The sequence below is a fragment of the Nocardia niigatensis NBRC 100131 genome (assembly GCF_000308655.1).
Lineage (GTDB): Bacteria > Actinomycetota > Actinomycetes > Mycobacteriales > Mycobacteriaceae > Nocardia > Nocardia niigatensis.
In genome coordinates this window covers 1-13,560 of sequence record NZ_BAGC01000038.1, presented here as the reverse complement: position 1 = coordinate 13,560, position 13,560 = coordinate 1, and the positions used below count along the sequence as shown (strand labels likewise).

Annotated in this window: 16 protein-coding genes; 10 read left to right on the top strand and 6 right to left on the bottom strand. The window is 67.5% G+C overall.

Features of this window, described 5'->3' with window-relative positions; translation table 11 throughout:
• Positions 1-25: 25 nt before the first annotated feature.
• The 4 genes from ON33_RS11320 (at position 26) to ON33_RS11310 (ending at position 2,736) form a co-directional block, all read left to right on the top strand.
• On the top strand, positions 26-559 hold the full coding sequence (locus ON33_RS11320) for a solute carrier family 23 protein (RefSeq protein WP_051151915.1): 534 nt from the start codon (positions 26-28) through the stop codon (positions 557-559).
• Positions 560-655: 96 nt separating this feature from the next.
• Positions 656-1,795, top strand: a complete 1,140-nt coding sequence (locus tag ON33_RS11315) for an XdhC family protein (RefSeq protein ID WP_051151914.1) — start codon at positions 656-658, stop codon at positions 1,793-1,795.
• 18 nt (positions 1,796-1,813) lie between these two features.
• Positions 1,814-1,942, top strand: a complete 129-nt coding sequence (locus ON33_RS43975) for a hypothetical protein (protein ID WP_281033209.1) — start codon at positions 1,814-1,816, stop codon at positions 1,940-1,942.
• Positions 1,939-2,736: a hydroxypyruvate isomerase family protein gene (locus ON33_RS11310; protein ID WP_040858256.1), complete on the top strand. Its 798-nt coding sequence runs from the start codon at positions 1,939-1,941 to the stop codon at positions 2,734-2,736. Before ON33_RS43975 ends, ON33_RS11310 begins: the two co-directional genes overlap by 4 nt.
• A gap of 84 nt (positions 2,737-2,820) precedes the next feature.
• Here ON33_RS11310 and ON33_RS11305 read toward each other — a convergent pair whose 3' ends face one another.
• Together ON33_RS11305 and ON33_RS11300 are read right to left on the bottom strand one after the other, a co-directional pair.
• Positions 2,821-3,111, bottom strand: a complete 291-nt coding sequence (locus tag ON33_RS11305; RefSeq protein WP_040858254.1) for a hypothetical protein — start codon at positions 3,109-3,111, stop codon at positions 2,821-2,823.
• Positions 3,112-4,127: 1,016 nt separating this feature from the next.
• The gene (locus ON33_RS11300) at positions 4,128-5,276 is read right to left on the bottom strand and encodes a lycopene cyclase family protein (protein ID WP_245550480.1); all 1,149 of its coding nucleotides are present in this window, start codon (positions 5,274-5,276) and stop codon (positions 4,128-4,130) included.
• Between the two features lie 92 nt (positions 5,277-5,368).
• Between ON33_RS11300 and ON33_RS38145 the strand changes: the two genes are divergently transcribed.
• On the top strand, positions 5,369-6,325 hold the full coding sequence (locus ON33_RS38145) for a hypothetical protein (RefSeq protein WP_051151912.1): 957 nt from the start codon (positions 5,369-5,371) through the stop codon (positions 6,323-6,325).
• A 68-nt stretch (positions 6,326-6,393) separates the two neighbouring features.
• Here ON33_RS38145 and ON33_RS11290 read toward each other — a convergent pair whose 3' ends face one another.
• Positions 6,394-7,158, bottom strand: a complete 765-nt coding sequence (locus tag ON33_RS11290; protein WP_040858252.1) for an SDR family oxidoreductase — start codon at positions 7,156-7,158, stop codon at positions 6,394-6,396.
• Between the two features lie 326 nt (positions 7,159-7,484).
• Here ON33_RS11290 and ON33_RS11285 point away from each other — a divergent pair, with 326 nt between their 5' ends.
• A complete protein-coding gene (locus ON33_RS11285; RefSeq protein ID WP_174391508.1) occupies positions 7,485-7,964 on the top strand; it encodes a hypothetical protein in 480 nt (159 codons plus the stop codon).
• A gap of 218 nt (positions 7,965-8,182) precedes the next feature.
• Here the strand turns inward: ON33_RS11285 and ON33_RS11280 are convergent, their stop codons facing one another.
• Positions 8,183-9,211 (bottom strand): AraC family transcriptional regulator, encoded by a 1,029-nt coding sequence (locus ON33_RS11280; RefSeq protein WP_040858250.1) that lies wholly within the window; start codon positions 9,209-9,211, stop codon positions 8,183-8,185.
• Positions 9,212-9,340: 129 nt separating this feature from the next.
• Here ON33_RS11280 and ON33_RS11275 point away from each other — a divergent pair, with 129 nt between their 5' ends.
• The 4 genes from ON33_RS11275 (at position 9,341) to ON33_RS11260 (ending at position 12,095) form a co-directional block, all read left to right on the top strand.
• On the top strand, positions 9,341-9,901 hold the full coding sequence (locus ON33_RS11275; RefSeq protein ID WP_040858248.1) for a 2,4'-dihydroxyacetophenone dioxygenase family protein: 561 nt from the start codon (positions 9,341-9,343) through the stop codon (positions 9,899-9,901).
• 70 nt (positions 9,902-9,971) lie between these two features.
• Entirely contained in the window at positions 9,972-10,370 is a 399-nt protein-coding gene (locus tag ON33_RS11270; RefSeq protein WP_040858246.1) for a DUF1330 domain-containing protein, read from the top strand.
• The gene (locus ON33_RS11265; RefSeq protein WP_040858244.1) at positions 10,370-11,236 is read left to right on the top strand and encodes an alpha/beta fold hydrolase; all 867 of its coding nucleotides are present in this window, start codon (positions 10,370-10,372) and stop codon (positions 11,234-11,236) included. Before ON33_RS11270 ends, ON33_RS11265 begins: the two co-directional genes overlap by 1 nt.
• 34 nt (positions 11,237-11,270) lie before the next feature.
• Positions 11,271-12,095, top strand: coding sequence for an SDR family NAD(P)-dependent oxidoreductase (locus ON33_RS11260; protein ID WP_040858242.1), 825 nt, complete (start codon positions 11,271-11,273; stop codon positions 12,093-12,095).
• Between the two features lie 88 nt (positions 12,096-12,183).
• On the opposite strand, the gene ON33_RS11255 is transcribed toward ON33_RS11260, so the two are convergent.
• Positions 12,184-12,747, bottom strand: coding sequence for a Tn3 family transposase (locus tag ON33_RS11255; protein ID WP_218001407.1), 564 nt, complete (start codon positions 12,745-12,747; stop codon positions 12,184-12,186).
• Positions 12,748-13,072: 325 nt separating this feature from the next.
• A complete protein-coding gene (locus tag ON33_RS11250; protein ID WP_040858238.1) occupies positions 13,073-13,357 on the bottom strand; it encodes a MerR family transcriptional regulator in 285 nt (94 codons plus the stop codon).
• Between the last annotated feature and the right edge of the window lie 203 nt (positions 13,358-13,560).

The following is a 13,560-nucleotide window of genomic DNA, read 5'->3' as shown; positions in this document are numbered from 1 at the left end:
CGGCTACGCCCCTAGGAGGGCAGCCATGACCCAGACTCAGTCACCGATCACCACCGCGGAAACGCGGGGTTCCGCGCTCGAAAAGTTCTTCAGGCTATCGGAGCGCAAGACCACCATATCGCGTGAAATCCGTGGCGGCATCACCACATTCGTCGCTATGGCATATGTCATATTGCTGGTTCCGCTAATTCTCGGCGGCGTCACCGACGCGCACGGGGACAAGCTCAGCATCGCGCAGCTGACCACCACGACCGCCTTCTCCGCCGGACTGACCACGATCCTCATGGGCGTGGTCGGCAATGTGCCCCTCGCATTGGCCGCCGGCCTCGGTCTGGTCCCCGTCGTCGCCTATCAGGCCGCACCCCACATGACCTGGCCGCAGGCCATGGGCCTGGTGGTGCCGATGGGCATCGTCATCGTCATCCTGGCCGCGACCGGCCTGCGGACGATGATCATCAACTCCATTCCGCTGGCCATGAAGAACGCCATCGTACTCGATCACGAACGGTGTCGGTGCGGGCCTGATCGCCTACACGGCGATCAAGCTCGCGCGCGGTAAGTACCGCGAAATCCATTGGCTGGTGGCCGTGGTGAGCGTCGTCTTCGTCGCCTACTTCGGTATCAACGGCATCGAATTGGCCCTGGGAGGCTAGTCATGCGCGACATCGCGGCACAACTCTTGGAATGGCATGCGGCGGGCAAGGATTACGCCGTGGCCTCCATCATCGGGATCGGCGGCTCCGCGCCGCGGCCGATCGGCGCGGCCCTGGCCGTGGATGCCGACGGCACCGTCATCGGGAGCATTTCCGGTGGGTGTGTCGAGGGCGCGGTCTACGAGTTGTGCCGCGAGTCGCTGCGCACGGGAGAACCGCTCCGGGAAGATTTCGGCTACAGCGATACCGACGCCTTCGCGGTCGGATTGACCTGTGGCGGAACGATTCAGGTGTTCGTCCAGTCGGTGACCGATTCCAACCGTGACGCGGTGGAAAAGGTCCTGCGAGCTGAGGGGGAGGCCGTGGCCATGGTCCGCGACCTCGACAGCGGCGCCGTCATGGCGCTGGGCACCTGGTGGACCTCCGGAGCGGAATTCGACGAAAAAGTGGTGGCCGAAGCCCAGGCCATGCTCGACGCCGGCACGACCGCGGTGCGCACCATCGGGTGCGGCGCTCGGTCCGACGGGCAGCCCGCTGCCACGGAAGTGACGGTGTTCGTGGAATCCCATGTGCCGCCGCCGCGGATGATCGTCTTCGGGGCGATCGACTTCGCGGCCGCGGTCGCCGGAATCGGCAAGTTCCTCGGCTATCACGTCACCGTCTGCGACGCGCGGGAGGTCTTCGCCACCCGCGCCCGCTTCCCCGCCGCGGACGAGGTGGTCGTGGAATGGCCGAACAAGTATCTGGCCCGGACCCGGGTGGACGCCCGGACCGTGCTGTGTGTGCTCACTCACGACGCCAAATTCGATGTGCCGCTACTGGAGGTGGCGCTTCGCCTGCCGGTGGCGTTCGTGGGTGCGATGGGATCCCGGCGGACGCACGAGGACCGTCTCCAGCGGCTTCGTGCGGTCGGGATGACGAATGCCGAACTGGCGCGGCTGAAGTCGCCCATCGGACTCGATCTCGGCGGGCGCACTCCGGAGGAGACAGCCGTCTCCATCGCCGCCGAGATCGTGGCGGTCCGCCGTGGGGGCACCGGGATGCCTCTCGGTACCTACGGCGGACCGATCCATCGAGACGCGATCGCGGTGCCGGAGGTGGCCGTCCCGAACTCACCGGACGCCCTGCGGCTCACCGCCTGACCCGAGCTGGGACTCGGTGTGATTGTCTTGGAAGACAACCGCTCGGTGCTGACCATGCCGCTGCGCGGCCCGATCATTTCCTGCCCGCAGGTCACCGACATCACCTTCGGCAGCTGGCACACCTATAGGGAGGAAACGACCCGATGAAGTACACCGCCGACGGCGACCTGCGGAAGTTCGACGTGCACTGCTCGATCCTGTTCGCCGATCTGCCATTGCTGGAGCGTCCGGCGGCGGCGAAGGCGGCCGGGTTCGACGCGGTCGAGTTCTGGTGGCCCTTCGGCGAGAAACCGGTGCCGGGGGACAAGGAGGTCGACGCGTTCGTCTCCGCGGTGTCCGACGCCGGGGTGCAGCTCATCGGGTTGAATTTCATCGATCTGGTTCCCGCCGGACGAGGGCTGGTGTCCGTGCCCGGGCGGGAGACCGAATTCCGGGACAATATCGACGTCACCGTGGGGATTGCCGAGCGGCTGGGATGCCGGTCGTTGAATGCACTGTACGGGAACCGGATTCCCGGCGTGGACCCGGCGGTGCAGGACGAGCTGGCGCTCGAGAACCTGCGGCTGGCCGCGCGTGGCGCCGCGGGCATCGGCGCGCAGGTGGTGCTCGAAGCCCTGAATTCCATTGAGTCGCCCGACTATCCGATCGTCTCGGCAGCGCGGGCCGTGCAGGTGATCGATCAGGTCGGCGAGCCGAATCTGCGGTTCCTCTGCGACCTCTACCATCTCGCGCGCATGGGTGCGGATCTGTTCGGCGTGATCGCCGAGTACACCCCTCGGATCGGGCACGTGCAGATCGCCGACGCGCCGGCGCGCAGCCGGCCCGGAACCGGCACCCTCGATTTCGAAGCTCTCTTCGCCGCCCTCGACGCCGCCGGATACGACGGCTGGATCGGGCTGGAATACCAGGACCCCGACCGTGATTGGAGCTGGATCGAGTGAGCGTCGCGCTGAGCGGGCCGGATTCGTGGGCGCCGCCGGGGCATTGTGAATCGACGCTGCCGCCCGCGCGGGCGGTGGGGCGCTTCACTGTGTCAGTGCCCGGTCGATGACCACCGCGTAGCTCGCTGTCTCCCAGGGGTCCGGCTCGGCGCCCATCAGGATCTCGTCCAGCAGGGGCGCTCGCGCCAGACTTCCCGCGCCATAGTGGCCGGAGGCGCGCGCACTCGCGATGACCGCGTAGATGACCGTGGCGTACACCTCGGACCGCTCCGCGAGCACAACCCCGTCCTTGGCCTCGAAGCGCCGCAATCGATCCTCGACCGCGTCGATTACATCCCGCAGTGCGCGAATCTCTATGTCACTCTGATCGTCCACGTCCCACCCCCTTCGGTCTGCGATGCTGATGGCCCAACAGAAATGTTCTGGCCTGCAACTTGATCGGGCAGATGGTGATCGGGCATTCGGCGTGCGCCTGCTGCGCGGCGAGCGCGTCGGCAACGGTCATCCTCGGCAGCGCACTATGACTGGATAGTGGAAGGTCGAACATCGTTGGAACCTCCCCGTATTCGGGATTGCGACCCCACCAGCACACCATCAGCGACCGCTTCGGACCGGCAATTCGGGAGAATTCGGGTAGATCAACATCGAAGCCGCCGGGCGGGTTCGGGGAGAACGCGGTAACCGATCCGGAAACGCGGCCTTGCGCTCACTGCGGGAGTTCGCGGCGTTTCACCAGGTCCAAGGCTTAGGCGGGCCACCAGGTTCCGGCGCTCGGCTGTCCCGGAGCGCAGAATCCGTCCGATTCGCCGGGACGTTTGATCCAGAGTTAGGCGTCGGCCCGTGACGGGCCGGTCACCGCCGAGGGTGGCAGGCCGAGTCCCCGATTCCGGGGATTGCACCAGCTACCAGGGACGTCGGGTGGCGGGCCGGCGCCATTCTCGACGTGGCCACGATGTAATACCCGAAACCGAGTCTTGCGGCGACAGTGTCTCCCTATGCGCGTTCGGTGTCCGTGCGATAGAAGTTGGCGAGTATTCAAACTGAATCCTCGTGCGCGCCAAGCCTGTACGGCCAGGAGTCGCCGGGCGAGCTCCTCGGCCGGCAGCGTGGGGATCGTGGCATCGAACCACCGGGGGGCCGGTTCCATTGCGATGACCCGCAGCGGTTCCTGACCGGGTACGCGCGCCGCCACCGCGGACGATGCGTCCGGATTCATGTATTCGGTGAATGGATTCGGTTGGGCGGCAAAGCGATCCGGGAACGCGAAGCAAGCGGCGAGCGGCAGGCCGATCCGTGCCTTGGCTCGCATATCCACCTCACCGGGAGTCGCGGAGTGACCGCCGACGATGACAGAGGCGCACCCTGCCGACAACCGTTGATCGGTTCGGCTATCACGGATCCCCCGCGGATGTGTCGTGGACGGCGGCCGGTGCGTGGCGGGGTGGCAGGATCACAGCGGTGGCCAGCCTGCGGCGCAGTCGCCAGGGGAGCGTCGCGAACAGCGCCATCATGGCGGCAGCGGTGCCGCGAAGGTCATCGCGGCCGGAAAGATAGGCGCGCTGGGCGTCGACGGGCAGCGTGAAGAATGTCTCGAAGAAGAGCGGCAAGTCGGCCGGCGGCAACGACAGCAGTGCGCGTAATCCGGCCTGGCGCAGCATGTGCACCGTTCTGGCCGAACCTGGCCAGACGGACTCTCCGGCCACGACGGCGTCGGCCAGCCGCAGCGAGGTCGCGACGCTGTATCCCGTCGCCGGATGCGTGAAAGCACCGGCCGCGCCGAACGTGGTGGTGCTGGGGCGGCCGCCGTGCACCGGGAACCGGACCCGCTCGACCGGTTCGGTGCCGTCGTAAGTGATTCCCCGAGAACGCAATCGGTGCATCAGCCGGTCGTGCAGCGTCCGTTGGTCCAGCGCCGGAAGCCCGGCCAGGCACGTCTCCTCCAGCAGGAACCGCTCCTCGTCGAGCGGCACCGCATACAGAAACGACCGGGGCGCATCGGATTCCGCGCCATTGTCGTCGCGCCAGTCCATGAAATAGTTTTCCGCCTCCGGTAGGCGGGCCCGGTCGACGATCACCCCGAACGCCGTCTGCTCGGCCAGCCCGGGGGAGCGTGCCACCCCGCGCGCGTCGATGACCCGTCCGGCGGCCAGCACCGAACCAGAGGAGAGCCGGACCGACGGCAGATCCAGCCCGTCATGGCGGTGGCGGGCCGCCGGCGCGATCGCGGTCACGCTGTCCCTGAGGAGCCGCGCTCCGGCGAGATCCAGCGAATCCTGCAGTGCCGCCGTATCGAAGACGAGGTAGCGGCGATCCATTTCGACGCGATGCTGCGCCCACGCGATCGGGCGGTCGACCATGGCGCCGACGGCTTCCGGGGCGATCCACGCCGGCAGCTCATCCGCCCAGGCCGCGTAGATGGCCGACCAGCGCCGTCGCGGGTGCGGATCGACGATCGTGACCGTGAGTCCGTGCGCCAGCGCCCGGTGCGCGAGGGCCCTCCCCGCCGGGCCCGCGCCGCAGATGAGCAGATCGTCGGTCACCACGTGATTGGATCATGCCGTGTCGCCCGCATACTCTTCGGGAATGATTGCCGGGCCGGGGAGGGCTCGGGCAGGCCGCGAAAGGTGAGCAGATGACGTATCCACCCGCCGGATTCGGCGGCGATCCCAATGCCCACGGGCAGCCGCCGCAGGACTCGGATCCGGCATGGTGGGACCACCCCGCTCAGCAGGCCGGGGGCCAGCAGCAGGCGCCGCAGTCGGGCTGGGAGCCCACGCAGACGAATTGGATTGGGCAGCAGGGATATCCGCAGCAGCAGGGGTATCCGCAGGACGGGGGTTTCGCCCAGCAGCCGGGGTTCTCGCAGCAGCCGGCGTTCCAGCCGAACCCGGGCTTTCCACAGCAGCCGGGCTTCCCGCCGCCGCAGCCGCCGAAGTCGAACACCGGGTTGATCATCGGCGTGGTGCTCGGCGTGGTCGTGGTGCTCGCGGTCGCGATCGGCGCGATCGTCCTCGTGTCCAAGAGCGACGACACCGCGCAGGCCGACGCGACCACCACGACCACCACCACGACGGTCACCACCAGCACGCCGACGACCACTCGCAGCGCGCCGACCACCACCAAGTCCGCGCCCGGCGGCAAATCGTTCAGCTACACCGAGTACAGCCAGGACTGGAACTTCAAACTGGGCGATGTCGCGCTCCAGGCCACCTATGTGTCCGGCCGCGATTACAACTCGTGCGCCGACATCGAGGAAGCGGGCAAGCTGACCGGCCTCGGGTGCAAGCGCGCCTCCGAGATGGCGTGGAAGGCGGAGAACGGCGCACTCATGCTCACCCAGCTGGTGCTCACCATGTCCAGCGCGGACAAGGCTTCCGGCGCCGACGGCCAGTTCGACGACAAGGATGTGGTGCTCCCGGAGGGCAGCTATATCAACGACTTCGAGACCGGAAAGTGGCGGGACGGCAGCCAGGGCACCTTCCTGGTCATCACCGTCGCCACCGCGACCCCGTCCGTCGACGAGGAGACGGTGAAGAAGTACCTGAAGTACCGCCACAGCGACACCCTGGGCGCGCTGCTCTTCCGCTGAGCGCGCCCGCGGTTCCGCGCCCGGCACTCACTCCTGGTGCCGGGCGCGAGCTTTCGGTCCGCCCGGGGTCAGATGCCGCCCGTGGCCAGCAGGCCGCCGTCGACCCGCACGGTCGTGCCGGTGATCCACGAGGACTCGTCCGAGGCCAGGAACCCGATCAGCGCCGCCACATCCTCCGGCGACCCGAGCCGCTTCATCGGGTACACGCCCGCCGCGGCCTCCTCGTCGGCCGAGTACAGCGCGTCCGCGAACTTGGTCTTGATGACGCCGGGCGCCACCGCGTTCACCCGGATCTTCGGACCCAGCTGCCACGACAGCTCCTCGGTGAGCCGGATGAGCGCCGCCTTCGAAGCCCCGTACGCGGCGATGACTCCCGTCGACCGCAGCCCCGCCACGCTCGCCACGTTCACCACCGCGCCACCGTGCTCACCCATCCACGCCTTGTAGGCCTCCTGCACATACCCCAGCGCCGCAACGACATTCACGTCGAAGATCTTCCGCACGGCCTCGAGGTCGGCGTCCATGAGCGACCCGTACACCGGATTGATCCCGGTATTGTTGATCAGCACATCGAGCGACCCGAACTGCGCCACCGCGGTAGCGACCTGCTCGGCCCGAGCCGCCGCATCCCCCGCATTCCCGGCCACCGCGACGACCTTGCCCGGATGCCCCAGCGCCCGCAGCTCCTCCGCGGCCGCCTCCAGCGGCTCCGGCTTCCGCGCCGAGATCACCACATTGGCGCCCCGCCCCAACAGCTCGGCCGCCACCGCAAACCCGATACCCCGGCTGGCCCCGGTGACCAGCGCGCTCTTACCAGTCAAGTCATCACTCATGTGACGGCACGTTACGTCAGTCACATGGTTGGGTCGAATCTGCCCCGAATTGGGGTTGATGCCGTCACACGATACCGGTCGTGATCCCGGGCCGCACAGGGGTTCCGGACCGATCGCTGCAGGGGTGCTCGAAGCAAGGGGGTGTGGCTCACTGGTGAGGAGTGACAGTGCCCGTGCCACCTCCGGTAGCGAGGCGCGGACGTAGGTGTAGGTCGCTCCAGCGGCTCCGCCCGGCTCGCTGTGGCCGGCAGATGCACGCGCGACGGCATATCCGCATTCCCGCTCGACGAAGGTCAGAGTCGTGTGACGGTCGGTCCATCGCGGTGGTGGCGCGCGCTCAGCAGGACGCGGTCTGGCGGCGCACCAAAGCCGGCAACGAGCTGCGTTCGCTGCTGCGCGAGTACTACCCGGGATTCCTGGCGACCTTCGCAAGGAAGTCGGCCACCAACCTCGCCCGCCCTGAAACCCGCGAGATCCTGATACTCGCCCCGACTCCCGCAGATGCGTTGAAGCTCACCAAAACCCGCGTCGCTGCCGCGCTTCGCCGAGTTGGACGACAGCGCGGAATCGAGGCATCGGCCGCCGAGATCATCGAAGGCCTGCGCGCTCCGCTCAACCAAGGCCCCGCCCGCCAGCACTACCAACGCCGCCGCGCCGCCGGAAGCCGACACACAGCCGCACTACGGCATCTGTTCGACAAAATGCTCGGACAACTGCACCACCGCCTCTTATCCGGCCAGCCCTACGACCCGATCAAAGCCTTCGGACCATCCACCGACACACCGCTGACACGCGCAGCGGCTTGACCCTTAAAACCATCGGAGGTCTTGCATTCTGGCCGTTAACTTCCGCAACAGCCCGGAAAGGCGTCAGGCCTTTTGTCTTTCACCGTGGCCCTGAGCAGCCAGAACCCGAGCGCAGGAGGTGTCCAGCGGGTATGTGCGGGCCTGGGTTCTGGGCTACGCCTCTTCCACCATTCCGCGGACCGCGCCCCCTCGGGGGTTCGGTGGCTAGTCAGCGTAGTTCATGTCAGGTCGACTGGGGGTGAGGGTGTGCGCAGTGTCCGGCGGTGCGCTGCCGGGCCCTGGCCGAACCAGCGTCGGCAGGCCCGGCTGAGCGCGCTCTGTTCGGTGTATCCGAGTTCCCTGGTCAGGTGGGTGAGGCTGATGTCGGTATCGCGCAGATAGCGTTCGGCGGTCTCTCGTCTGACTGTGTCGACGAGTGTGGCGTAGGTGGTGCCCTCTGCGACGAGGCGGCGCTGCAATGCTTTGGGATGCAGCGCGAACTGTCCCGCGATCAGTTCCAGGGGCACGGTGCCGGTGGGCAGGAGTTGGCGGACGATCTCGCGGACCGATCCTGTCACCCCCGGTTCGCGGCCGCCGACGATCATATCGAGGTATCGCACCACCGCCTGGTGGGCGAGTTCGTCACGTGCCAGCGGGCGGGCGAGGTCTGCGGTCGCGATGGTGAATCCGGCCGATCGTTGCGCGAAATACGGTGTGGCGCCGAAGTATTGCAGGTACGTGTCCGGCGTGGTGAGTGGGTCGTGTGGCAGGCGCACCGCCAGCGGCGTGTAGGCCGCGCCAAGCATAAACCGCAGTACCCGCAGCACCGTGCCGAGGGCCAGTTCGATGACCTGCGGATGCGGCGGGAGGTCGTCGACGAGGATGCGGAACTCGAACAACGAACGCGCCGGATCGTCGTCGAAGGGCGCGATGTGGGTGACGATCGCGGGACTGTAGGCAGCCACATACGTGTCGAACACGGCGAAGGCGTCCGACACGCTGCCCGCAGTCCGTGCGGCGACACCGACCGGCCCGAGGATCTCGATGCCCTGCCTTTGCGCCAGCCGCCGGCCGAAGTCGGGCACGCCGAGCCGCGCCGCCGCGATCTCTACGGCGTGCACGACACGCCGGAACGGCAGGAACGTCTCGCCGTTGCCGACGTCCTCGGTTCTGATGCCGGCGCCGCGCAAGAGTTCGGCGGGGTCGGCGCCCAACTCGGCAACCAGTGGGCAGTACCCGGACAACGCTGTGCCGCGGATCACAGACATGTCCTCAACGGTTAAATCTTCGTCCCCTGCTGTCAAGACCTATGTGGTGTGGGTCACCAATCATGAGCGTTGTTGATGACGCGCCGCCGGCAGGGCCGACGGTCGCTCCCGCGGAAGGAACCAGACCCGATGACCTTGAAGACCAACCCTGTTCCAGTGAAGACCAGTTCCGGAGCTGCGCTGCCGTGTGTCGCGTTGCCACAGGGCGAGCTGCTGACGGTCAACGAACGCAACATCCCGCTGATCCATGACTCCCTCGGCCCGGGGGTGCACTTCAAGCCCCTGCGGCTGGACCTCGAGGCCGGTGTGTGGGTGGTGCTGGCGACCTTCAGCCCGGGTTCGAAGGTGCCGTTGCACTATCACACCGGTGTCGCGGAGGCGTACACGCTCTCGGGCAGCTGGCATTACCTCGAGTACCCCGACCAGATGCAGACCGCAGGCTCGTATCTGTACGAGCCGGCCGGGTCCGTGCACACCTTCGTCTGCCCCGAGACCAACACCGAGGACACCACGCTGTTCATCCGAGTCGAGGGCGCCAACGTCAACTTCAGCGAGGACGGCGGCTTCCACTCCATCCTCGACGCTGTCACCATCCGGTACCTCACCGACCAGCTGGCGGCTGCTCAGGGCCTCGGCCCGGTCGACTACCTCGGCGGCGGCGCGGCCGGGTACATGGCGCGCGAGTCCTGAAACCCCCGATCGAGTCCCCTTTCTCTGCGCGTCGACGATCCCAGACGCGATCACATCTGTAAGGAAACTCATGACCACGACAGCACGCCACATCGATCCGACCGAGCAGCAGGTGCAGACGTTCGTCGCCGCCGCCCACGACAGCGATACGCCGGTGGTGATGGTGAACCTGCTCGCGTTCAACGACGTCGGCGGGCGGGACAGCTACCAGCGATACGGCGCGGAAGTGCAGCCCCATCTGGACCGGGTCGGCGCCACGGTCGTCTACGCGGGCGATGCCGCCCAGGTCGTCATCGGCGGCGAGGACACGCCGTGGTGGGACATGATCCTCATCGTGGCCTACCCGTCGCGGGCGAAGTTCCTCGAGATGGTGCTCGATCCCGGCTATCAGGCGATCGCCGTGCACCGCACCGCGGCGCTGCAGACCTCCGGCCTCATCGCGACCGACCCGTGGCCGGTGCAGTTCTGATGGCTGGCTCGGTCGCCGATCTGCAACGCCGACAGATCGTCGCCGGCGATGTTCGCTCGCCGGTGCTGATCGGTGGGCCCGCCGCCGATCAGGCCGAGGCCGTTGTGTTCGTCCACGGAAACCCGGGCGCGGGCCGGGACTGGCTGGCGCTGATGGCGCCGGTCAGCGAGTTCGCGCGCGTCGTCGCCCCGGACATGCCCGGCTTCGGTGGCGCGGAGAAACGCCCCGACCAGGACTACACCGTCGCCGGCTATGCCCGCCATCTGGCCGGGGTGATCGACGTGCTAGGCATCAAGCGGGTCCATCTGGTGGCGCACGACTTCGGCGGCCCCTGGGCGCTGACCTACGCCGCCGCCCACCCCGACCGCATCGCGAGCCTCACCTTGATCAACACCGGGGTCCTGCTCGACTACCGCTGGCACCGCGCGGCACGGGTGTGGCGCACCCCGGTACTGGGTGAGTTGTTCATGCGGCTCGCCGCGCCACCGCTGGCCCGTGCGCTGATCGCCCACGACAACCCCGGCCTCGACAGGCGCAGCGCGGCCGAGATCGCTGGACACATCCGGGCGTGGGGCACCAAACGGGCGGTACTGCGGCTGTACCGCTCGACCACCCAGGAGTCGATGAACCGCCTGGCTGAGACACTGCGCCCGGCCGACCTTCCGTGCCTGGTCGTCTGGGGAACCGCCGACGCCTACATCCCCACCGTGCAGGCCTCGCTACAGCAGACCCCTTTCCCGTCCGCTCGAATACACACCATCCCCGGCGCAGGCCACTGGGTGTGGATCGAACAGCCCGAACGAGTCACCGAACTCGTCGTGCCCTACCTGCGCGGACACATCACCCCAACCACAGCACCGGCCTGACGCGAAGGCCGATCTCCTCACGAAAGACACTTTGATGAAGACAAGAGACCTCACCGGTCGGGTTGTGGTCGTCACCGGCGCCGGCAGCGGCATCGGCCGCGAACTCGCGCTGCAATGCGCTCGCCGAGGCGCACGACTGGCCCTGTGCGACCTCAACCCCGAGGGGCTCGACCAGACGGTCGCCGACGCCCGCGCCGCCGGCGCCACCGAGGTGCACGCCCAGCCGGTGAACGTGGCCGACGCCGAACAGGTGACCGCTTTCGCCAAGGCCACAACGGCCGCACTCGGCACCTCGGATGTGCTGATCAACAACGCCGGCATCGCGGTCATCGGCGGCATCATGGACACCACCCTCGGCGACTGGGACCGGCTTCTCGAGGTCAACGTCCTGGGCGTCGTGCACGGTGTCTCCGCGTTCGTACCGGACATGATCAGGCGCGGCAACGGGCACGTCGTCAACCTCTCCTCCGCGGCGGGCGTGCTCGCCAACCCGCAACTGGGCGCCTACAGCGCCTCGAAGTTCGCCGTCTTCGGCATGTCCGAGGCACTGCGCATGGAACTGCGACCCCACGGCGTCACGGTCACCACAGTGTGTCCGGGCATCGTCAACACCGCCATCACCCACACCAGCGCCTACCGCGGCGGCAACGCCGACGCGCGGCGAGCGAAGACAACCAGCAGCTACGCCAAACGCGGATACACCGCCGAACGCGCGGCGGCCAACATCCTCGAGGCCATCGACCGCGGCAAAGCGGTCGCGCCGATCACCCCGGAGGCGCACCTGATGTACGCGCTGTCGCGACTGGCTCCACCACTCGCCCGGTGGCTGTCCAACACCCTGGCCACCATCGCGAAATGAGTGTCTCGAGTACGCCGAAGTAGCCGATGTTCTCGCTGTGCGACGGGCGCATGACTACGACCAGGTCACCTGGTTGCGGAACCTGACCTCAGCCTGAGACTCGTTCCCGGGACAGGTCCAGGCTGGTGGTCATGTCGAGCCGGAATCGGCCGTAAGGGTTGATGTTGGACCAGAACAACGGGCTCAGGGCGCGGCGTTCGGTGTCGCCGACCAGATCGTGGAACTGCGTGTCTTCCAGGACGGCTTGCAGCAGAAGGGTATTGATGTGCGCCATCGCCGATTGCAGCAGATGCAAGGCGAGCATCGACACCTCGGCGTGCTCGCGGTCGGCGCCGGTGAGCTGGGAATCCTTTCCGTAGAACACGACGGTGTCGGCGGAGTTCCAGTTCTCCACCACCTGCAACCCGCTGTTGATCTCGCGTCTGAGTTCCTCCGATGCCAGATAGTCGCAGGCGAAGACCGTGCGCGCTGCCCGCCCCAGCTCTTCCAATGCCTGGTAGGTGGGGTGCTTCGGCTCGCCGCGGGTGAACCTCCGCAGGATCGACTCGCTCTCGGCGGTACCCAGCCGCAGCGCGGTCGCGTACTTGACCATCTGGTCGTACTGCTGCGCGATGAGATCCCAACGGATCGGGCGGGTCAGCACCGGTCCCAACGAATCACGCTGAGCGCGAAGCTACTTTGGGGGCTGGGGCCAGCTTCAGGATTCCGGGGCCTGCTCCGTCGAGACGCTGCGCCGGCAGCCTGGCGGTCCCGCTGGCCGAACCATCAGTGCGCACGGAGATCGCCAACGACCTCGACGGGCTGCTGGTGGGCTTCTGGAAGGTGGTGTGCGACAACCCCGTCGAAGTCGAGCGTGTGTGCGCGGCGACCCCGGCACGCCCGCGGCGAGCACCGGAGCGCGCTCGATCTGCACGACCCGGACTGCAGGGCGCTGGGCGGTCGCCCCGTGGTGACTGCCGCAGTCGTGGGGGTGTGGATCAGTGCCCCGAGTCCGGTGCTTCGTGCTTGTCGAGGGCGTGTTGCAGGGTGGTGTTGAGGGCCTGGGCCTCGGCGAGCTGATCTTCGAGGATCACGATCCGGCACGCCCCTTCCAGGGAATTGCCGGCGTCGATCAGCTCGCGCACACGCGCGGCGATCCGCAGCTGGTAGCGCGAGTAGCGGCGATGCCCGCCCGCCGAGCGTTGCGGGGTCAGCAGGCGTGCGGCGTCGAGGGTGCGCAGGAACGCCTGGGTGACGCCGAGGATCTCCGCCGCACGGCCCATGCTGTAGGCGGGGAAATCCTCGTCATCGAGTCTGTCTGTCCCACCTGTACCAGGGGTGGGAGTTGTATCCGGTTGCTGCACAGCACCTCTCAATGATTATTGAAATGACGGGAGGCCCCGGCGCGGGTGCGCCGGGGCCTGGGATCTACGTATACGAAAGGGTCGAACTGTTCACCGGCCTCCACAGGCCGATGGCGTACACC